The sequence below is a fragment of the Burkholderia sp. Bp9090 genome, assembly GCF_003857985.1.
Lineage (GTDB): Bacteria > Pseudomonadota > Gammaproteobacteria > Burkholderiales > Burkholderiaceae > Burkholderia.
In genome coordinates this window covers 163,200-183,151 of the sequence record NZ_QTPV01000004.1, presented here as the reverse complement: position 1 = coordinate 183,151, position 19,952 = coordinate 163,200, and the positions used below count along the sequence as shown (strand labels likewise).

17 protein-coding genes are annotated in these 19,952 nt (G+C 68.2%); 10 read left to right on the top strand and 7 right to left on the bottom strand.

Going from position 1 to position 19,952, the window contains the following annotated elements:
• Positions 1–99: 99 nt before the first annotated feature.
• The 5 genes from DIE16_RS05950 to DIE16_RS05930 all read right to left on the bottom strand — a co-directional run bounded on the left by DIE16_RS05950 (position 100) and on the right by DIE16_RS05930 (position 6,994).
• Positions 100–1,935, bottom strand: a complete 1,836-nt coding sequence (locus DIE16_RS05950) for a protease pro-enzyme activation domain-containing protein (RefSeq protein WP_124646441.1) — start codon at positions 1,933–1,935, stop codon at positions 100–102.
• Between the two features lie 241 nt (positions 1,936–2,176).
• On the bottom strand, positions 2,177–2,362 hold the full coding sequence (locus tag DIE16_RS05945; protein ID WP_124521312.1) for a hypothetical protein: 186 nt from the start codon (positions 2,360–2,362) through the stop codon (positions 2,177–2,179).
• 318 nt (positions 2,363–2,680) lie between these two features.
• Positions 2,681–2,938: a hypothetical protein gene (locus DIE16_RS05940; protein WP_124892025.1), complete on the bottom strand. Its 258-nt coding sequence runs from the start codon at positions 2,936–2,938 to the stop codon at positions 2,681–2,683.
• Between the two features lie 257 nt (positions 2,939–3,195).
• Positions 3,196–5,682: a mechanosensitive ion channel domain-containing protein gene (locus tag DIE16_RS05935; RefSeq protein WP_124892049.1), complete on the bottom strand. Its 2,487-nt coding sequence runs from the start codon at positions 5,680–5,682 to the stop codon at positions 3,196–3,198.
• Between the two features lie 352 nt (positions 5,683–6,034).
• Positions 6,035–6,994 carry an LLM class oxidoreductase gene (locus DIE16_RS05930; RefSeq protein ID WP_185735453.1) on the bottom strand — a complete coding sequence of 320 codons (960 nt, stop codon included), beginning with the start codon at positions 6,992–6,994 and terminating at the stop codon, positions 6,035–6,037.
• 1,181 nt (positions 6,995–8,175) lie between these two features.
• Between DIE16_RS05930 and DIE16_RS05920 the strand changes: the two genes are divergently transcribed.
• The 4 genes from DIE16_RS05920 (at position 8,176) to DIE16_RS05905 (ending at position 11,765) form a co-directional block, all read left to right on the top strand.
• Positions 8,176–9,072, top strand: coding sequence for an NAD-dependent protein deacetylase (locus DIE16_RS05920; RefSeq protein WP_124486414.1), 897 nt, complete (start codon positions 8,176–8,178; stop codon positions 9,070–9,072).
• On the top strand, positions 9,069–9,710 hold the full coding sequence (locus DIE16_RS05915; protein ID WP_124570558.1) for a DUF938 domain-containing protein: 642 nt from the start codon (positions 9,069–9,071) through the stop codon (positions 9,708–9,710). The genes DIE16_RS05920 and DIE16_RS05915 overlap by 4 nt, the downstream gene beginning before the upstream one ends.
• A 97-nt stretch (positions 9,711–9,807) precedes the next feature.
• Entirely contained in the window at positions 9,808–11,220 is a 1,413-nt protein-coding gene (gene gndA / locus DIE16_RS05910; protein ID WP_044845293.1) for an NADP-dependent phosphogluconate dehydrogenase, read from the top strand.
• Positions 11,221–11,420: 200 nt separating this feature from the next.
• A complete protein-coding gene (locus DIE16_RS05905; protein WP_044845294.1) occupies positions 11,421–11,765 on the top strand; it encodes a DUF4148 domain-containing protein in 345 nt (114 codons plus the stop codon).
• 115 nt (positions 11,766–11,880) lie between these two features.
• Here the strand turns inward: DIE16_RS05905 and DIE16_RS05900 are convergent, their stop codons facing one another.
• Positions 11,881–12,201 (bottom strand): hypothetical protein, encoded by a 321-nt coding sequence (locus DIE16_RS05900; RefSeq protein ID WP_044845295.1) that lies wholly within the window; start codon positions 12,199–12,201, stop codon positions 11,881–11,883.
• A 428-nt stretch (positions 12,202–12,629) separates the two neighbouring features.
• Here DIE16_RS05900 and DIE16_RS05895 point away from each other — a divergent pair, with 428 nt between their 5' ends.
• The gene (locus DIE16_RS05895; protein ID WP_124486412.1) at positions 12,630–13,364 is read left to right on the top strand and encodes a peptidoglycan DD-metalloendopeptidase family protein; all 735 of its coding nucleotides are present in this window, start codon (positions 12,630–12,632) and stop codon (positions 13,362–13,364) included.
• A gap of 54 nt (positions 13,365–13,418) precedes the next feature.
• Here DIE16_RS05895 and DIE16_RS05890 read toward each other — a convergent pair whose 3' ends face one another.
• Positions 13,419–14,057, bottom strand: coding sequence for a Pr6Pr family membrane protein (locus tag DIE16_RS05890; protein ID WP_124486411.1), 639 nt, complete (start codon positions 14,055–14,057; stop codon positions 13,419–13,421).
• A gap of 231 nt (positions 14,058–14,288) precedes the next feature.
• Between DIE16_RS05890 and DIE16_RS05885 the strand changes: the two genes are divergently transcribed.
• From DIE16_RS05885 to DIE16_RS05860, 5 genes are all read left to right on the top strand, one after another.
• Entirely contained in the window at positions 14,289–14,825 is a 537-nt protein-coding gene (locus tag DIE16_RS05885; protein ID WP_044845297.1) for a cytochrome b, read from the top strand.
• Between the two features lie 156 nt (positions 14,826–14,981).
• Positions 14,982–15,350 carry a DUF2946 domain-containing protein gene (locus DIE16_RS05880; RefSeq protein ID WP_124892023.1) on the top strand — a complete coding sequence of 123 codons (369 nt, stop codon included), beginning with the start codon at positions 14,982–14,984 and terminating at the stop codon, positions 15,348–15,350.
• Between the two features lie 83 nt (positions 15,351–15,433).
• Complete coding sequence (locus DIE16_RS05870; RefSeq protein ID WP_124892022.1) at positions 15,434–17,566, top strand: TonB-dependent copper receptor; 2,133 nt, start codon at positions 15,434–15,436, stop codon at positions 17,564–17,566.
• 232 nt (positions 17,567–17,798) lie between these two features.
• Positions 17,799–18,893 (top strand): triacylglycerol lipase, encoded by a 1,095-nt coding sequence (locus DIE16_RS05865; protein ID WP_124892021.1) that lies wholly within the window; start codon positions 17,799–17,801, stop codon positions 18,891–18,893.
• Positions 18,894–18,896: 3 nt separating this feature from the next.
• The gene (locus DIE16_RS05860) at positions 18,897–19,931 is read left to right on the top strand and encodes a lipase secretion chaperone (RefSeq protein ID WP_124892020.1); all 1,035 of its coding nucleotides are present in this window, start codon (positions 18,897–18,899) and stop codon (positions 19,929–19,931) included.
• The last annotated feature ends 21 nt before the right edge of the window (positions 19,932–19,952 follow it).

Genomic DNA, 19,952 nt, shown 5'->3' with positions numbered 1-19,952 from the left:
GACGGTCGTCGTCGATCGGGACGCGCCGCATGCACAGCCGCCGACACGGTTCCGGGTGCGCGCAACGACATGCACCCGGAACCGCACCTCATCGCACGATCAGCGCGCGAAATCCGCCGTGCTCTGGATGAACGCGTTCAGCTTCGAGATGTTCACGCTGCCGAAGCCCGTCGTCGCATCCCAGCCGGCCTTCGCCTTGTAGCCGTACGTGCCGCTGCCGTTGTTGCCGGACGTCACGTCGTGCAGCAGCGCCGCATTGCTCGGAAAGTACTTGTAGATGCTCGACGCCGGGAACCCGAGCGCGTTGTTGTTCGCCGATTGCAGCCGCGCCCAGATGCCGGTGAAGATCGGCGCGGCGAGGCTCGTGCCGCCTTCGTTGTTCAGGTAGCCCGAGCCCCACAGCGTGTCGGACGTCTGGCCGTTCACCACGAGGATCGCGCCGGTGCGCAGGTCGGCGTCGAAGCCGACGTCCGGTAGCGCGCGCTTGGTCGACCCGGTGAGGCTCGACGATTGCCACGCCGGCGCAGCTTCGTACTTGCTGTAGCCGCCGCCCGTCGACCACACGGTGCCCGGCTGCCAGCTCGGATCGTTCCAGACGATTTCGCTGTTGTACGCATTGGTCGACGTGTTGGTGAACAGCGTCGTGCCGCCCACCGCGATTACGTACGGCGACGTCGCGGGCTCGCTCACGGTGTAGGTCGAGCGCGACGGCGTGCCGCTCGCGCATTCGTACGCGCCGTGGTCACCGGCCGACACGGAGAAGGTTTGCCCCTGCGCGACGGCCTGCTTGAAGATCGTGTCGTCGGTCGCCTGCGAGCCGGTGCTGTACGAGGACGATTCGCACACGCCGAGCGACACGTTGATGACTTTCGCGACGTTGTCGCTCACCGCCTTGTTGTACGCGGCGGTGATCGCCGTGAGCGTCATCGAGGGTGCCACGTAGAACACGACCTGCTTCACGCTGCCGCCGGCGGCGCCGACGATCGACTGGCTGTCGAGGTTCCATTCGACGGTCCCGGATGTATCGGTGTACGAACTGCCTGACGGACCCGTCGGCACGACGCTGCTGCTGATCGTGCCGAGACCGTTGTTCGCGGCGAACGTGTTGAGGTCGCTGACGGTCTGCGACAGGTCGCCTTCGGCGATGATGCCGACCGTGGTTTGCGAGGCCGTCGGCGTGCCGTCGCCGCCGTAGAGCGACGAGAATTCCGTCGGGTTGTGCGGTACCGCGGAGGCGCCGGCGGGGATCGTCAGGTTGCTGGTGTTGCCTTGCGGCTTGCTGCCCGCGCCGGTGTGCATGAGTTCGACGTTCTGCAGGCCCAGCACCGCGCCGACGATGCCGCCGATCGCGTTCGGAACCTGCGCGGCATCGGTGTTCGCGTAGACGCTGCGGCCGTTGCGCGTGAAGCGCTTGAGCGTCGTGCGGAACGCCGACTTGATCGTTGCCGCGGTGCCGGAGGCGGACACGAGCAGGCGGTTCGGCGCGACCACGATGTTGACGAAGCCGGCCTGGCGCAGGTGCGCGACGACGGAGGCGACCTGCCGGTCGGTCGGCGCGTACTGCGCGGCGAACTGCGCCGGCGTGAGGAACTGCTTGTAGTGCGGCGAGCCGGGCGTATGCAGGTCGTGCAGGTACTGGTCGAGTTGCGCTTCGTTGCGCAGGTTCAGCCCGAGCACGATGTCGACCGATTCGCCGGGCGCCATCTCGGTGGCAGCCGCGGCAGCGGCGGCGGTGCTGGCCGCCGGCGCGCCGGCGGTACTGCTGCTTTCACCTTGCTGGACGAGCGGCAGGAAGCCCTTGGTGCGCGTTTCCGTCCAGCCGGCGGCCGGTGCGGCATGGACGCTCGCCATGCCGAACGAAGCGGCTGCCGCGGCGGCGAAGGCGAGCTTGACGATGCGGATGTGCTTTTGTTTCTTGTCTGCAACCTGATTCATGTTGAATTACCCCTCCGGTTGAACATCGAACGGCACGAACAACGACGGTCGACAGCGGCGCGGATCGTGCGCCGCCGATATCCGCCGCGCTCGCGCGGATGGCGCGGACGCGACGGGGCCTTTCGCCCGGTCCGCAAGGGTGGTGATCCTCCGGGGGCGAAATGCTGGAATGCTCGGCAATGGAGGCGCTGCGCCGCGAAGCAGGGCGGCCGCGCCAGCGGGTTTGATGCAGGCGGGATGACTAGAGCAACAGTTTCGGTGTCCTGCTCATTCGGTTCGGTCCTTCGGCCTGCTGCCGGACGGCAGCTGCCCAATCAATTGCATCGGGATGTTGCATGCGCCAACGGAAGAAGAGGCGGTCGGCGGCGAGAACGTCGGTGCGGCGCAAGCGCAATGCGTCGAGCGGAATCGATTGCGTGGTGGACAATTCGTCAGATTGCTTGAATCGGACGGTATCAAGAACGAAAGTTCGGTGTCAAACTTTTTCTGATTATATGAAACAAAATTAAATTGAATAAGCTGAAATGATTTTGAAAAGTTGTGGGGTATTTTGTAATTTTCAAGGACGCTGTCGGATGTAATGACGGATCGGCGCGCCGGATAATTGACGATTCCATTCGTAATGAGCGAATGGTTGTGGAGGAAACATTCGAGCCGTAGACACCGGCCGAGCCGGTCATGCGTCGCGCAGCGCGCTCGCCGGCGAATGCGTAACGCAATCCGGTCTGCCATTCGCACGGAAACTTCAACGGCGCTCCCGTCGCCGAAGCTCGAGCTTCGGCGTGTCGTGCCGCTCGACGGCCTGCAGGTCGTCGACGAGCCGGAACAGGCCGTCGATACAGTGCAGCAGGCGTTCGTCCGGCGCGTCGCCGCTTGCCGACGCAAGTGTCTTGATCTCGTCGAGCCGCGCTTCGAGTTCCGCAAGCGGCGCGCGCACGATGCGGTCCGCATCGGCGGGCGAGCTCGTTTCGAAGGTAGTTGCGTGCTTGAGGCGAACGGTCATGGCATTGAAGTCCTCGATGAATTGCGACATGGCGCTCGGGCAACCGTCGCGGTAAACCGCGCGCACCGAAAGATCGTCGGCGACGATCCGGCCGGCAGCGTTCGCGGCGGTGAGCGCGACGCCGGCCGCGCCGGTGAACGCTGCGAAGCGCGTTCGGCGCGTGAAGAAAACCGCCGCGCGTTGAGCGCGGCTATCCGTCGTTCGTTGGCGCGCGCACGGCGCGACCGGCGGTGGTCGCGCCAGCGGCATCCGTACGATCAGTCCGGCTTGCGCTCCGGCGCAACGGGCGGTGGCGGTTCGGCGTCCGGCGTGCCGGCGGCGTGGTCGCTGTTCTCATCGTTCTCGGGCGCAACGGGCCGCGAACCGTCGTCATACGCGACGAGGCTGCGCTGCGGATTCGCGATCCGGATTCCGCGTTCGCGGAACAGCACCGCGATGCGCCGATTGAATTCGCGCTGCACGCCCCAGCGTGCCGAGTCCTTGCACTGGATCTGTCCTGCCAGCGCGATCGCCGCGCCGTCGACCTGGTCGATGCCCCAGTAGCTGAAGTCCGACAGGATGCCGTCCTTGTAATCCGGATCGTCGCGCAACGCGGCGCCGATCTCCTTCAGCGTCGCGATCGCGCGATCGATGTCCTGACCGTAGGCGATGCTGACCTTGACGGCCGCGTTGCCGAGCCCGCGATTCGTATTGTTGACGGTCGTCACCGAGCTGAACGGGATCGTGTACAGCGATCCGTCGCCCGCGCGCAGCCGCACGGTGCGGATCGACAGGTATTCGACCGTGCCGGATACGCCGGCGAGCGTGACCCAGTCGCCCACCTGCATCGCATTCTCCATCAGCAGGAAGATCCCTGTGATGAAGTCCTGCACGAGCTTCTGCGAGCCGAAGCCGAGCGCGACGCCGAAGATGCTGGCGCCGGCGAGCAGCGGACCGATGTTCACGCCGATTTCGCTGAGGCCGGTCAGTACGACGACGAGCGCGATCATGATGAACAGCAGCGCACGCAGCATCGGCAGCAGCGTGCGCAAGCGCGCCGCGCGCACGAGGTTGCCTTCGCGTGTCCACTGTTGCAGGCGGCGCTCGATTGCGATGTTCGCGGCTTCCCAGACGATCAGCGCGACGACGGCTGCAATCGCGATCGTGATCAGCGCCGACGCGAGCCGATGGCCGATCGTGCCGGTCGCGAACGCGTGGAAGATCGGCACGCCCCAGGTCTGCAGCAGCAGCACGACGGTCACGGCGGCGATCGCCGCCGACACGACCTGGCGCACCAGCGGGTAGTAGCGGTCCGCGTGCAGGTGGACGAGCGTGCGGTCGTCGTCGCGGCGCTGGAACACCCGCGCGAGCGCGCCGAACACGACGATCGACACGATCCGCATGCCGATCATCACGGCGATCGAGCGGCCGCCGAGCGTGATCAGCACGCGGTAGCCGTTGTGGACGTCGAGCGCCCACACGAACCACAGCGCCATCACGACGAACACGGACACGGGCGCCCACGCGTCGGCAAGCGCATTGCCGACCATCGCGAAGGCCGGCCGATCTTCGCCGGCCGCGCGGATGCGCGCGGCGACCGGCTGGCGGCACCGGAGGATCAGCGCCGAGATCATCAAGTGGCCGACGAGCGCGACCGCCTTCAGCAGCGCGACGTGACCGGCGTCGCTGAGGCCGAAGCTCGCGGCGATCTCGACCGCGGCCGTGCTGGCGCCGACGACCATCACGATCCGCGCGATCGCGCGCTGCGCGAACGCGGCCCATGCGTCGCTGATGTGCAGCAGCCGCAGCTGCCGCGCGTCGGGCTGGAAGAACAGCCGGCTGACGATCGTCACGAGGCGGCAGATCACGTAGATGTCGATCAGCGATTCGAGTGCCGTTTGGGTCGGCGTGCCGGCGCCGTCGAGGACCGACATCGTCAGGCTCGCGATGCCGACGAATACCAGCAGCGGTATCACCCGCAGTGCGAGGCTGACCAGCGCGCGCGGCATCCGGCGCAGCAGCGTGGTGTGGCGCCGCGCATGGCCGCGACCTTGCGACGACGTATCGGGCGTGCCGGTGCCGTCGGCGCGGGCAGCGGTGGCGGCCGGTTCCGGCGTCGAAGCGCGGTCGCCGGGACCGGGCGGTTCGGGTTCAGCTGAATCGGCGTCGGCATCTGCATCGGCATCGGCCCGGCGCGACGATCCGGTGCGGCGCGCGCTCAGCGCGGCCAGCGCGCGCCGCAGCAGCCGCTTCGCGAACCATTCGACGGCGAGCGCGGGCACGAGCACGGCGAGGATGATCAAGATCGCGCGCGTGAGATCGGCACGTTGGTCGGCGCGTACGAGCCGCTCGTGCCACCAGTTGCCGACCGAGCCGACGTCGAGCAGCGAGCGCAGCGATTCGTTCAGCGCGCCGCCGATTTCACCGGCCCAGCGCGATCCCTGCCGCACGAGCATCGACGCGAGCCCGTTCGTCGTGAGTGCGGCCGGAGCGGTGCCAGCCGATGCCGCGCTGGCCGGCGCCGCGGCGCTCGCCGCGAGCGCGGGCGTGCTCAGCACGCCGACGGCCGCGATCGCGCGCAATGTCGTTTCGACCTGCTCGCGCTCGCGCGGGTTTTGCAGGACGGAGAGGGCCTGCTGCGCCTGCTGCGGCGTCAGCGCGGGCACGGCGCCGGAGGCGGCCGAGGCGGCGGCCGGGGCAGGGGCGGCCGCGTGGGCGGCCGATACGACGGCGGCGAGCAGCCAGCCGAGCAGGAAATATCGCATGGGTAGGCGTGCGGGCGCGCATCGGAACGTGACCCGCCGGTCTGGACGATGGACGGAAGTTAACATGATTGCCATCGGAACCGGATAGTTCCGTCGACGAATATTCGAATCGGGCATGCGGCAGGCGGTGCGGGCGTTTGCGCGCTGCCGTGCGGTTCCTTTCGCGTGGCGGTGTCTCGCGCCGGCCGTTCACGATCCGTGATGAGGGCGGGTCGTCGGGTGTTGGCATGCGGTCCCGCCGCAAGCGAAAGCGCAGGATCGGGAACGAAACGTGCTCGCCGGTGATTCGATGGATGGCCAACCGTGGCTTCGACTATGGGCCATGGGTGGAGAATTCCGGATTCCTGATGAATCAACCGCGATCGTCGTGAAAGACCGGCAATACATGCTCGGCGATTTCCTCGATGACATCGCGCACGGGCCGGTCCGAGCCGGGATTCAGCGTGACGTGGTGCGTGCCGGCTGCCCGCATGTCCCGCAGGATGTCGATGAGCGCATTCCGACCGGTCGCATAGCCGAGCGGCAGCGCGGTGGGCGGTGCATCGCGATTCGCATCGAGATCGAGCCGCATCGATACGCCGAACGCGCGAAAGCCCGGCGGTGCAAGCCGGTCGACGGCCGCGCGCCACATTGAATAACGAGCGCGCTGCGTGTCCGGGTCGCGATGATAGGTCATCCAGCCGATCGCGTTCCGTGCGATCCAGTCGACGCTCTGTCCGCCGGAGCCGACGGCAAGCATCGGCACTGCGTCGTCGCCGAGCGGCAGCAGCGTGAACTCGGGCGCGTCGGGTGGCGTCTCGTCGGGCAGCACACGGGACGGCACGCCGAGCGCGGCCGCGACGATGTCCCAATGCCGGCGATACAGGTCGCGCCGCGTTTGCGCGTCGACGCCGAACGCCGCATATTCGGGTGGCCGGTCGCCCGAGCCGAGGCCGAGGAGGAAGCGCCCGCCGGACAGCGTCGCGACCGACAGCGCGCCTTTCGCGATATGCAGCGGATGACGCAGCGGCAGCACGATCGCGCCGCTGGCAAGCACGATCCGGCGCGTGCGTGACGCGAGCGCGCCGAGCAGCACCCACGGATCGAGATGCCCGACCGGGTCGGGATAATCGGCACTGTTGAGCGGCACGTCGCGAACCCACAGTGCGCGAAAGCCGAGCGAATCGGCCAGCGCCGCGAGTTCGAGCTGCTCGTTGAAATCCGCGACGGTATGGCCGCTGCGCAGCAGCGGCAGCGTCAGGCCGATCGACAGCCGCTCGGCCGAGAAGACGCGCCGCGCGACGTCGGCGCGGCCGGAGGCGGGCAGGGTCATGTTCATTCCTTGGAGACGAGGCGAAGCCGGTGCGCGCGCCGCACCGTGTCCGAATGCTAACGTGTTTGCGCGCCGCCTGCGGCGCGCGGCGGCATCGGCGGTATTGGCATGATCGGCACCTTCGGTCATCCGGCAATCAATCGGCATGAACGTACGTCAGCGCGTGGTGGCCGGTCTTGCAGCGAGCAGCGTGCTGTCCGTGGTTGCAGGCGGCGCTCGCGGGTTCGACGAGCGCGTTCGACCATGCATGCGCGGCCACGGGCGCGCGACTGTAAGCGGATCGTCGGCATCGAACCGACGCAAACGTGCCGCCGGCGCACGCGTCACATGCGTGCAACACCGGCGTCGCATCCGGTGCGATCGATCGCGCGGGCCGTTTCCCCTCGTTTCACTTTCGAAACGTTCGCGCCTGTCTGTCGTCGTGCGATTTGCATCGGGGTCGTTTCACGGCCCGCGCGGCCTTGCACGGCGAAGCATGGTGCGCTCCTTGCATGTCTGTAGGCGCCGTGAGCGCGATCGCCGGGCGCAGCAGGGGCCCGGCCGTCGCTTCCGTAGGTCGGACGCATCGAAGACGGGGACAAGAGAATGAGAACAGACCGAATCGCAACGTGCCATGTTGCAAACATGAATCGCCGACCTGCCCGTGATTTCGCGTCGCCGTTGATTACGGCGACATGAGCGCGTGGCTTTTCGTTTCATCCGGACCCATCCGGTTCGTTCCGAACGACGACATGCAGGCGTGACGCACGAGGCCGACCCGTGCCGGTCGGCCGTCGGGGATGAACCGCCGGTGCGCGGATGGGCGACCATGACTTCCGGATCGTCATGCCGACGCGCGAAACGCACGCGCGCCGCACGCGAAGCATGCGTGCGTGTGCCGTGCGCCGTGCCGCGCGGCGATCCTCGCAAACATCAGGGCAATTTCAGGAATTCGAAGGTGTAGTCCCGGGGAAGGTCTGCCGGCGGCGTTGCGGCGGATCCGACGACATTGTGCTGTCAGTTGATCCACTACCCCGATGGATCAATTGTTGATGCGCCCATCGCCATGTGGTCGATGGGCGTCTTTTTTTGCGGCGCCGGTGTCGCGCGCGGACCGCCGGCCGGATCGCGCGGCGTTCTGTATCATGTGCTGGCGCGCCGGCCGCACGGCCGGCCACCGCGCCAGATCACGCGCCGCCAACATGAACGACATCGCCTTGCCCGACCCCTCATCCGCCGGCATCGAACCGGCCGCGCTCGATGCGCTGCACGCGTTCGTCGAGCGCCATCCGCGGCTGCTCGTGCTGACCGGTGCGGGCATCAGCACGGATTCCGGCATTCCCGGCTATCGTGACCGCAACGGTCAATGGATGCGCTCGCCGCCGATCCAGCTCCACGAATTCCTCGGTTCCGACGCTGCGCGCCGCCGCTACTGGGCGCGCAGCATGATCGGGTGGCCCGTGGTGGGCCGTGCGCAGCCGAACCGCTCGCATGTCGCGCTCGCGCGGCTCGGCGGCACCGGCCGGATCGAGCGCCTCGTCACGCAGAACGTCGACGGGCTGCACCAGCGCGCGGGCAGCGGCGACGTGATCGAACTGCATGGCGGCATCAACGGCGTCACGTGCCTCGACTGCGGCGCGCATCACGCGCGCGCGACGATCCAGGCCGTGCTCGAAACGGACAACCCCGAGCTGCTTGGCGCGCACGCGGAACCCGCCGCCGACGGCGACGCGCATCTCGAATGGGCCGCGCTCGACACGTTCCGCATTCCTGCCTGCCCGGCCTGCGGCGGGCTGCTGAAGCCGGCGGTGGTGTTCTTCGGCGAGAACGTGCCGCGCGAGCGCGTCGCGCTGGCGTCGCAGGCGCTCGATGCGGCCGATGCGCTGCTCGTCGTCGGCTCGTCGCTGATGGTGTATTCCGGCTACCGGTTCTGCGTGTGGGCCCAGGCGCAGAACAAGCCCGTCGCCGCGCTGAACCTCGGCCATACGCGTGCCGATCCGATGCTGACGCTGAAGGTTGAGGCGCGTTGCGCGCCCGCGCTCGACGCGCTGAACGCGCGGCTGGGCGTCGCCGGCAGTGCGCCGGAGCACGCATCGTGACCGGGCCGACGTCGTCGTCCGATCCGTCCGCGCGGCTGTCGGCGCCGGCGGCCGAGCGCAATCGCGGGCCGATCCTCGACGTGTTGCGCCGCGTGCTGCCGGCTACCGGCGACGTGCTCGAGATCGCGAGCGGCACCGGGCAGCATGCGGTCCATTTCGCGCAGGCGCTGCCGGGGCTGCGCTGGCAGCCGAGCGATCCCGACGCGCACGCGCGCCGCTCGATCGCCGCGTGGGTCGCGCATGCCGGCCTCGCGAACCTGGCCGAGCCGCTGGCATTCGACGTGCGCGACGCGTCGTGGCCGGCCGCGGCGTTCGACGCGATCGTCTGCATCAACATGATCCACATCTCGCCGTGGGCCTGCACCGACGCGCTGTTCGCCGGCGCGTCGCGCGTGCTGCGTCCGGGCGGCGTGTTGTTCCTGTACGGCCCGTATCGCCGCGCAGGCCGGCACACTGCGCCGTCCAACGAGGCATTCGACCAGCAGTTGCGCAGCCGCGATCCGTCGTGGGGCGTGCGCGATCTCGAGGCAGTCGTCGCGCTCGGCCTCGACCGCGGGCTCGACTGCATCGAGGTCGTCGACATGCCGGCGAACAACCTGAGCGTCGTGTTCCGGCGCCTGCCGCACGCGGAGCAATGACACGCAAGCGCGCATCGCGGCCGGGTTTCCACTATCCTTTCGCCTGTGCGCGCGGCCCGGCTCGGGTCGCGCCCCGTTTTTTCCGGAGAATTGACTAATGGGCAAACAAGCAATCGGTGTGATCGGGCTGGCGGTGATGGGCCGCAATCTCGCACTCAATATCGAGAGCCGCGGTTACGCGGTGTCGGTGTACAACCGCAGCCGCGAGAAAACCGACGAACTGATCGCCGAATTCCCCGGCCGCAATCTGGTGCCGACCTATACGCTCGAGGAGTTCGTCGCGTCGCTCGAGACGCCGCGCCGGATCCTGATGATGGTGAAGGCCGGCGAAGCGACCGATGCGACGATCGCATCGCTCAAGCCGCTGCTCGAGAAGGGCGACGTGCTGATCGACGGCGGCAATACGCACTTCACGGACACGATCCGCCGCAACCAGGAGCTCGCGCAATCGGGCCTGCATTTCATCGGCACCGGCGTGTCGGGCGGCGAAGAGGGCGCGCTGCGCGGCCCGTCGATCATGCCCGGCGGCCAGCGCGACGCGTACGACCTGGTCGAGCCGATCCTCAAGCAGATCGCCGCGAAGGCGCCGTCGGACGGCGAGCCGTGCGTGGCGTACATGGGGCCGGACGGTGCGGGCCACTACGTGAAGATGGTCCACAACGGCATCGAGTACGGCGACATGCAGCTGATCGCCGAGAGCTATGCGGTGCTGAAGGACGTCGCGGGCCTGACCAACGACGAACTCGGCGCGGTCTACACCGAGTGGAACCAGGGCGAGCTCGACAGCTACCTGATCGAGATCACGTCGAAGATCTTCGGCAAGAAGGACGAAGAGACCGGCAAGCACCTCGTCGACGTGATCCTCGATCGCGCCGCGCAGAAGGGCACCGGCAAGTGGACCAGCCAGAACGCGCTGGACCTGGGCGTGCCGCTGCCGCTGATCACCGAGTCGGTGTTCGCGCGCGTGCTGTCGTCGCTGAAGACCGAGCGCGTCGCGGCCAGCAAGATCCTGTCGGGCCCGGCCGCCGCGCCGTTCGACGGCGATCGTGCCGCGTTCGTCGAAGCCGTGCGCCGCGCGCTGTACCTGAGCAAGGTGATCTCGTACGCGCAGGGCTTCGCGCAACTGCGCACGGCATCCGAAGAGTACGGCTGGAACCTCGATCTCGGAACGATCGCGAAGATCTTCCGCGCGGGCTGCATCATCCGCGCGCGTTTCCTGCAGAAGATCACGGACGCGTACGCGAAGGATCCGGCGCTCGCGAACCTGCTGCTCGACCCGTACTTCAAGGACATCGCCGCGAATTACCAGGCGTCGCTGCGCGACGTGGTGGTGGCCGCGGTGAAGGCAGGCGTGCCGGTGCCGGCGTTCGCGTCGGCGGTCGCGTACTTCGACAGCTACCGTTCCGAGCGGCTGCCGGCGAACCTTGTGCAGGCGCAGCGCGACTTCTTCGGCGCCCACACGTTCGAGCGTACCGACAAGCCGGGCAGCTTCCACGCGAACTGGTCGTAACCGGCAGGCGAGGACGGTATTGTTGCGAAATTCTATTCCTTGAGTAGGGTTTTTCGTTCCCGGATCCCGCAATTGTTGGTTCCGAGGAAACAGTGTTTTCGCTCTTTCATGGTTTTCCCTAGGTGATCTCGGGGCTAAACTTTGTTCCATCGCTGCAGACATGGTGTGTGCGGCGGAGCAAAAAAATCCCGGAGGTAATCATGAAATCGCTGATCGCAACGTTCGCTGCAGCTGCCGTCCTCGCCGTTCCCGCCGTCTCGTTCGCCCAACAGAACGCCCCCGTCACCCGTGCGCAGGTGAAGGCCGAACTGGCCCAGCTGCAACAGGCCGGCTACAAGCTGGGCAGCGACCGTACCGACTACCCGGCAAGCATCCAGGCAGCTGAAGCCCGCGTAAACCCGCAACAGAACGTCGCCGCTGCCGATACGAGCGGCTACGGTGCGCAACCGGCCGCCCAGCAAGAATCGGGCGCCCCGGCCGCTGCCAAGACCGGCTGGCAGGTCAAGCGCGTGTCGGACGGTGCACCGGTCTACAAGGGTCGTTGAGCGTCATCGATCGCCGGCCGCATGGGCGGCCTGATCTGACCCCTGCGCAGTACACACAGCCCGTCGTTCCGAATCACGGAACGACGGGCTGTTTTCATTGGCGGCGCCCGCCGCGTCAGTGCAGCGGCCGCGGGCCGCGGCCGATGTCCCGGAACAGCGCGTCGCCCGGTTCCAGCGCCTGCAGCCATGCTTCGTCGTAGCCGCTCAGCGTGTCGAGCGCATCGCGCAGCCGCTCGATTGCGAGTACCGGCAGCTCGACGCTGTGCCGGGTAGCGCCGCTCAGGTGCGCGACGCTCGCCAACTGGACGAGGGCGTCCGCGGCTTCGGCGACGTCCGTCGCGAACAGCAGGTGCCGGTTGAGCAGTTCGACGAGGCCGCTGGAACCGGCGAAATCCTCGGCGTTGAGCTGCACGGACAGAAACGTCGCATTGTTCATGGTTTTTCTCCTCGTTATCGCTGGAACGTGTGGTGCTCCTCCGAGTATAGGAGGCGGCCGGCAGCGGGGCGGCGCTCATGGGCGCGATACGGCTGCCCGCCGCGGGACGGCCGGCCCGAAGTCCGCGGGACACCCTGCGCGGCGCGGCCCGCAGCCCGCCGGTACCCGTTCGTGGCGCCGCAAGATTGTTGCCGGCTGGGGCTCCTGCCGCGGTCCTGACCGCGACAAATGGTATCTTTGCCGGTCGGGACGACGCAGAAATGGCGCGAAAAAGGGGCCGGTGAGCCCTTTCGCGTCGACGTCCCGCGGTGGAAACTGACGGCCGCGAGAGCGGTCGGATACTGGTTGGTCCGGCCGTTCGGCCGGACATCGTGCGTCGCACGCCGGAGGGCGGTGGGCGGCGCAACGACGCAAATCCGGGAGGACCCTTGAGAAAAACGATTCCGATCCACGATGCGCTCACGCGCTGGTTGCCGCAGGCGGCGTTCGTCGCCGCGGCCGCCGCGCTGACGGGCTGTACGATGACGCCGTGGACCGACAGCTGGCAGCCGGTGCGGCCGTCGACGCCTGCGTCGGTCGCCACGCCGGGCGTGATCGCCGGCTATTACCGCGTAAATCCGGGCGACACGCTCGCCGGCATCGCCGCCGCCTACGGGCAGCGCGTGCAGGACCTGGCCGGCTGGAACCACATGTCGCCGAATGACGCCGTGTATCCCGGCCAGGTGCTGCGCGTCGCGCCGCCGCCAGCCGCGACGTCGCTCGGGCAGCCGTCCGCGGCGGCCGCGCAGCCGGGCTCGCTGGCATGGCCGGCCACGGGTATCGTCGCGACGCCGTTCTCGGCCGGCAAGACGCGCGGCATCGTGATCGCCGCGTCGGGGCCCGACCGTTCGGTGCGGGCCGCGGCCAACGGGCGGGTGGTGTACGCCGGCTCCGGCGTCAAGGCGTATGGCCCGCTCGTGATCCTGAAGCACGACAACGGGCTCATCACGGCCTACGGGCACAACGGCAGGCTGCTCGTCAACGAAGGCGACGCGGTGCGCGCGGGCCAGCCGGTCGCCGAGATGGGCACCGACGCGAGCGGCCGCGCGACGTTCGAGTTCGAAGTCCGGCAGAACGGCAAGGTCGTCGACCCGATGAACTTCCTGCCGCGCAACGGCGGCTGACGCGCCGCTTCACGACGTGTGCGCCGTGCGGCGCACACGCTCCCGCTCCGGCCTTCACCCTTCCTCGAGCGCCGCGGCGTCGGACTGCCTCGCATGATTGCCGAGCCAGCGGATGCCTAGCGCGAGCCCTGCCGCGCCGAGCGCGATCAGCGAGCACTGGATCGCGACCGGCAGGTAGCCGTGCGGCCGCGGATCGACGAACGGATAGGGGTACCAGTTCTCCAGCGCGCCGCGCACGAGCGTATAGCCGAGATAGATGACCGGAAAGCCGAGCCACGCGACCGCGCTGCGCCACGGGATCGGCGAGCGCGGCTCCACGTACAGCCAGTCGCACAGCACCACGAGCGGCACGATCCGGTGCAGGACCCAGTTGTTGAGGGCCGGCGTGACGTGGCGCAGCGCATCGAGCCGTGCGAGCAGCAGTTCGTAGACGATCGCGGTGATCAGCACGTAGAGCACGGCGGCGCCGCGCATCGATTCGTAGCGGGCCGAGCCGGGACGCGTGATGCGCGACAGCCCCGCGACAAGCATGGCCGCTGCATACAGGCTGCTCAGTTGGGTGAAGTAGCTGAGGTAGTTGCCGAGATGGAAGGCCGGCATGCCCCAGTTGCCGGCGACGCTGTGCAGCGTGGTGGACACCGCGAGCAACGCGGCGATCAGCCGGTAGGCCGCAACGAAGATCGCTTTGCTCATGATGCCCGCGCAACGTCGCACCAAAGCTTCATCGTGCCACAGCCGCGCACGCGCGCGATGCGGATTTTCCATATGGCGGCACCGTGGATCGGGCCGCGTGGATTCGTCGGATATTTGATCCGGTCGCACAACGCCGGCCACGCGCGAGGCTACAATCGGGGCAGCCGCCGGGCACCGGCCAGCCCGGCACGGGCCTCCCCCGCATACCACACGAGAAACACGAGACAACGCATGAAAAACATCCTCGCGAAACAGACGCGCTACAGCGCGCCCGCAATTTTCTTCCACTGGGTCATCTTCCTGTTGGTGGCACTCGCCTACCTGGCCATCGAGATTCGCGGACCGAAAGGCAGCGACAGCCGCGTGTTCTGGATGAACGTGCACTTGCTGGCAGGCACGTTCGTGCTCGTGCTGTCCGTGCTGCGCGTGCTGTGGCGGATGGTCAGCCGCGTGCCGGAGCCGATTCCGCAGGCGACGCTGCTCAAGTGGCTGTCGATGCTCGCCCATGTCGCGCTGTATGTCTTCATCATCGCGCAGCCGCTGCTCGGCATCATGCTCGTCAACATGGGCGGCAAGCCCGTGTCGCTCGACTGGATCGGCGTGTCGTTCACGCTGTTCGGCCCCGACAAGGCGCTGCGGCCGACGATCAAGGAAGCGCACGAACTGATCGGCAACGCGTTCTACTTCGTGATCGGCCTGCATGCGCTGGCCGCGCTTTACCACCACTTCATCCGGCGCGACGACGTGCTGCGACGCATGGCGCCGTGATCGCCGCGCGCTGAAGCCGCGCAGCATCCGGGGGCGCATGGTTGTTGACGCAACCATGCGCCCCCGATCCGTTTACCCCGATGCGCGGCTGGCCATCGCGGCGAACATTCTGTAACATCTCGGCTGTTTTTACGTTCCGCTTACGCATCGCCGCGCATGCTGCACCGACATCGTCACCTGACCGCCTGGCTCGGCGTGTTCGCGATCTGGCTCGCGATCGCGGCGCCGCTGGTGTCGCAGTGGCGCATCGCGCAGGCGACGACTCCCGACGCAATCGTCTGTAGTGCAGAGCATGGTGCGCACCGTGCGCCCGATGCAGGCCACGCGCACGATTACGCGCGGCATCTCGATGCGTGCGGCTACTGCGGCTTCTTCGCGCACAGTCCAGCGATCGGCGGCGCGGCCGCCGCCTCGTTCGCCTTCGTCCCCGCTCATGTCGTTTCCGCCGCCGCGCCGCATGCCGTCGCGGCGCGCGCCGACCGCTACCCGCGCGCATATCCACGCGCACCGCCCGAGCGCGCCTGACGCGCTGCCTTCCGTTTCTTTCATCGCCGATATCCGTGCGGTCCGTCGAGGCCGCGTGGAGGGCGTCACTCGGGCTTTCGATCATGACCATTCTTTCCTTGCGCGCGCCGAGGGCGTCGCGCCATTCCCGTGTGCGGCGCGTGCCGCGCATGCTGAAACTCACCGTTCCCGCGCTCGCCGTCGGCGCGATGACCGCGGCGGCGGCCGCGACCGAATCCGCACGTGCGTCCGGGGCGCCCACGGACGACGCGGCCACGCTGCTGCCGCCCGTCGAAGTCGTTGCGTCGCCGCTGACGACGCCGCTCGTCGTCGTCACGGATCCGAAGACGCCGCGCCAGCCGCTGCCGGCGAGCGACGGCGCGGACTACCTGAAGACGATTCCCGGCTTCACGTCGATCCGCAGCGGCGGGACGAACGGCGACCCCGTGCTGCGCGGGATGTTCGGTTCGCGGCTGAACATCCTCGCGAACGGGATGCCGACGCTCGGCGCCTGCCCGAACCGGATGGACGCGCCGACTTCGTATATCGCGCCGGAAAGCTATGACAAGGTCACCGTCGTGAAGGGCCCGCAGACCGTGCTGTACGGCCCCGGCGCCTCGGCCGGCACCGTGCTGTTCGAACGCGTGACGCCGCGTTTCGAGCGTCCCGGCATGCGGTTCGACGGCAGCGTGGTCGGCGGCTCGTTCGGCCGCAACGACCAGAACGTCGACGTGACGGCCGGCACGCCGGACGTCTACGGCCGCGTGACCGCGAACCACGCGCATGCGCAGGACTACGACGACGGCAACGGCAATACCGTGCCGTCGCAATGGGACAAGTGGAACGCCGACGCGGCGCTCGGCTGGACACCCGACGATCACACGCGCGTCGAACTGACGGCGGGCACCGGCGACGGCTATGCGCGCTACGCCGGGCGCGGGATGGACGGCGCGCATTTCCGCCGCGAGACGTTCGGCCTGTCGTTCGACAAGCGGCATCTCGGCGACGTGCTCGACCGGATCGAGGCGCGCGTGTACTACAACGAAGCCGACCACGTGATGGACAACTATACGTTGCGGCAGCCCGACCCGACCAGCAGCATGCCGATGCGAATGGCATCCGAGGTGCGGCGCCGCACGCTCGGCGCGCGGGCGGCGGCGACCTTCCGTTTCGGTGACGACTTCAAGCTCGTGACCGGCGTCGACGCGCAGTCGAACCGGCTCGACGCGCGCTCGGCGATGGGGCGGCAGAACTACGGCGACCAGCCGTGGGATGCGCAGGCGACGATGTGGAACGCCGGTGCGTTCGGCGAGCTGACGTGGTATGCGAGCGATGCGTCGCGCGTGATCGGCGGCGCGCGGGTCGACTACGCGAGCGCGCGCGACAAGCGTGCGACGACGAGCGGGATGATGGCGAGCAAGCCGAATCCGACTTTCGACGACGATCGCGCGCGCATGCTGCCGAGCGGATTCGTGCGCTACGAGCGCGATCTCGCGTCGCTGCCGGTCACATGGTATGCGGGGATCGGCCATGCGCAACGCTATCCCGACTACTGGGAGCTGTTCTCCGCGAAGCGCGGGCCCGCCGGCTCGATCAACGCGTTCTCGGCCGTGCAGCCGGAGAAGACCACGCAGCTCGACATCGGCGCGCAGTACAAGAGCGATCGGTTCGATGCATGGGTGTCGGCCTACGCGGGATATGTACAGGACTACATCCTGTTCAACTACGCGGCCGGGATGATGGGAACGACCACACAGGCAACCAACGTCAACGCGCAGATCATGGGCGGCGAAGCCGGCGTATCGTGGCGGCCGGTCGCGCCGCTGCGCGTCGAGACGTCGCTCGCGTATGCGTGGGGGCGCAACGCGACGAGTGGCGATCCGCTGCCGCAGATGCCGCCGCTCGAGGCGCGCTTCGGGCTCGAGTACACGCGCGGCGCATGGTCGGCCGGCGGGCTGTGGCGGGTCGTTGCGCCGCAGCATCGCTATGCGGTGAACGAAGGCAACGTGGTCGGCAAGGACTTCGGCCCGAGCGCCGGCTTCGGCGTGCTGTCGCTGCATGCGCAGTACAACGTCAGCAAGAAGGTGCAGATCTCGATCGGCGTCGACAACCTGCTGGACAAGGCCTACACCGAGCACCTCAACCTCGCCGGCAACGCGGGCTTCGGCTATCCGGCGAATGCGCCGGTAATGGAGCCGGGGCGCACGGCATGGGTGCGCGTGAGCGCGAAACTGTGACGTGCGGCGCGCGTGTGCGATGCAGCATGCGGGCGCGTGAATGCAGCCCCCGCCCGAACGGGCGGGGCGCGTCAACCGATTAGAGAACCGTATCTAGTCAGGGCGCAAACGTTCGCGACTCGTGATTCACTCCCGCATTCGATGCACACGGTACCCGCGACCGTTCGCGACGTGCCGTGCGCGTCGATCCGATCTCATTCGCACCGGCAGCACAATAATCAGGAGAACATGCATGGCCAGATCGATGCGTTCCAGGATGGTGGCAGGGGCAGTGGCATGCGCGATGAGCGTCGCGCCGTTCGCGGGGACGGCCGCGGTGATGACGCTCGCGACGACGCACGCGGCGATGGCGGCAACCGCGCCGGCGGACAATTACGCGGCGACGCGTTACCCGATCATCCTCGTGCACGGGCTTACCGGAACCGACAGGTACGCGGGCGTGCTCGAGTACTGGTACGGCATCCAGGAGGACCTGCAGCAGCACGGCGCGACCGTCTACGTCGCGAACCTGTCCGGGTTCCAGAGCGACGACGGGCCGAACGGGCGCGGCGAACAGCTGCTCGCTTACGTGAAGACGGTGCTTGCCGCGACCGGCGCGACCAAGGTGAACCTGGTCGGTCATAGCCAGGGCGGCCTCACGTCGCGTTATGTCGCTGCCGTCGCGCCCGATCTCGTCGCGTCGGTCACGACGATCGGCACGCCGCATCGCGGCTCGGAGTTCGCCGATTTCGTGCAGGGCGTGCTCGCCTACGATCCGACCGGATTGTCGTCGTCGGTGATCGCCGCGTTCGTCAATGTGTTCGGCATCCTGACGAGCAGCAGCAACAACACGAACCAGGACGCGCTCGCCGCACTGAAGACGCTGACGACCGCCCAGGCCGCCGCGTACAACAGGAATTACCCGAGTGCCGGCCTCGGCGCGCCGGGCAGTTGCCAGACGGGCGCGCCGACCGAGACCGTCGGCGGCAATACGCACCTGCTGTATTCGTGGGCCGGCACGGCGGTCCAGCCGACCGTTTCCGCATTCGGCGTCACCGGCGCGACGGATACCAGCACGATCCCGGTGATCGATCCGGCGAATGCGCTCGACCTGTCGACACTCGCATTGTTCGGCACGGGCACGGTGATGATCAATCGCGGCTCAGGCCAGAACGACGGGCTCGTGTCGAAGTGCAGCGCGCTGTACGGGAAGGTGCTGGGCACGAGCTACAAGTGGAACCATCTCGACGAGATCAACCAGTTGCTCGGCGTGCGCGGTGCGTATGCGGAAGATCCGGTCGCGGTGATCCGCACGCATGCGAACCGGCTGCAGCTCGCGGGCGTGTGATCGATGACGACACGTGAAGGACGCGCGCCGCTCGCGCGGCGCGTCGTGGTCTACGGCGTGGTGGGGCTGGCGGCGATCGCCGGCGTCGCGATCTGGACCGGCACGGCATCGCATCGCGGTGCCGACGCGACGCATGCGTCGGCGGATGCCGCAGCCCTCGGCGGCGTGAACCCCGCGCCGTCGCAGCCCGCATTGCCGGCGAGCGCTGGCCTGCCGCCGCCGCTCGCCGGTTCCAGTGCGCCGCGGCTGCCGCTCGACACCGGCGGCCACCTCGCGAAGTCGCGCGCGGTGCGCGATTTCTTCGACTACTGCCTGACCGCGCGGAGCGACTTGAGCGCGCCCGCGCTCGATGCGCTCGTCGTGCGCGAGATCGCCGCCCAGCTCGACGGCACGGTCGCGCAACCCGAGGCGCTCGACGTCTGGCATCGATACCGCGCGTATCTCGACGCGCTCGCGAAGCTGCCGGAGGCGGGTGCGGTCGACAAGTCCGATCTCGGCGCGCTGCAACTCGCGCTCGACCAGCGCGCGTCGATCGCGTATCGGACGCTCGGCGACTGGAGCCAGCCGTTCTTCGGCACCGAGCAGTGGCGGCAGCGCTACGATCTCGCGCGGCTGAAGATTACGCAGGACCCTGCGCTGACGGAGGCGCAAAAGGCGGAGCGGCTCGCGGCGCTCGCGCAGCAGATGCCGGCCGACGAACGCGCGGCACGGCAGAAGGCCGACCGGCAGCAAGCCACGATCGACCAGATCGCGCAATTACGGAAGAGCGGGGCGACGCCCGATGCGATGCGCGCGCAACTGACGCAGACACTCGGCCCGGAAGCCGCCGCGCGCGTCGCGCAGATGCAGCAGGAGGACGCGTCGTGGCAGAGCCGCTACGCCGACTATGCGGCGCAGCGTGAGCAGATCGGCGCGGCCGGATTGTCGCCGCAGGATCGCGACGCGCAGATCGCCGCGCTGCGTCAGCGCATGTTCACGAAGCCCGGCGAAGCGCTGCGCGCGGCGTCGCTCGACCGCGGCGCGGCTGCCGCGCAGTAGTGCGCGCAATCGCGCACGCGC

Bases quoted from the DNA above. Each gene is read 5' to 3' on its own strand.
- DIE16_RS05890 (WP_124486411.1), bottom strand. From the start codon at position 14,057: ATGAGCAAAGCGATCTTCGTTGCGGCCTACCGGCTGATCGCCGCGTTG.
- DIE16_RS05930 (WP_185735453.1), bottom strand. From the start codon at position 6,994: ATGACCCTGCCCGCCTCCGGCCGCGCCGACGTCGCGCGGCGCGTCTTC.
- DIE16_RS05865 (WP_124892021.1), top strand. From the start codon at position 17,799: ATGGCCAGATCGATGCGTTCCAGGATGGTGGCAGGGGCAGTGGCATGC.
- DIE16_RS05940 (WP_124892025.1), bottom strand. From the start codon at position 2,938: ATGACCGTTCGCCTCAAGCACGCAACTACCTTCGAAACGAGCTCGCCC.
- DIE16_RS05880 (WP_124892023.1), top strand. From the start codon at position 14,982: ATGCTGCACCGACATCGTCACCTGACCGCCTGGCTCGGCGTGTTCGCG.
- DIE16_RS05860 (WP_124892020.1), top strand. From the start codon at position 18,897: ATGACGACACGTGAAGGACGCGCGCCGCTCGCGCGGCGCGTCGTGGTC.
- DIE16_RS05900 (WP_044845295.1), bottom strand. From the start codon at position 12,201: ATGAACAATGCGACGTTTCTGTCCGTGCAGCTCAACGCCGAGGATTTC.
- DIE16_RS05870 (WP_124892022.1), top strand. From the start codon at position 15,434: ATGACCATTCTTTCCTTGCGCGCGCCGAGGGCGTCGCGCCATTCCCGT.
- DIE16_RS05920 (WP_124486414.1), top strand. From the start codon at position 8,176: ATGAACGACATCGCCTTGCCCGACCCCTCATCCGCCGGCATCGAACCG.
- DIE16_RS05905 (WP_044845294.1), top strand. From the start codon at position 11,421: ATGAAATCGCTGATCGCAACGTTCGCTGCAGCTGCCGTCCTCGCCGTT.
- DIE16_RS05950 (WP_124646441.1), bottom strand. From the start codon at position 1,935: ATGAATCAGGTTGCAGACAAGAAACAAAAGCACATCCGCATCGTCAAG.
- DIE16_RS05885 (WP_044845297.1), top strand. From the start codon at position 14,289: ATGAAAAACATCCTCGCGAAACAGACGCGCTACAGCGCGCCCGCAATT.
- gndA (WP_044845293.1), top strand. From the start codon at position 9,808: ATGGGCAAACAAGCAATCGGTGTGATCGGGCTGGCGGTGATGGGCCGC.
- DIE16_RS05935 (WP_124892049.1), bottom strand. From the start codon at position 5,682: ATGCGATATTTCCTGCTCGGCTGGCTGCTCGCCGCCGTCGTATCGGCC.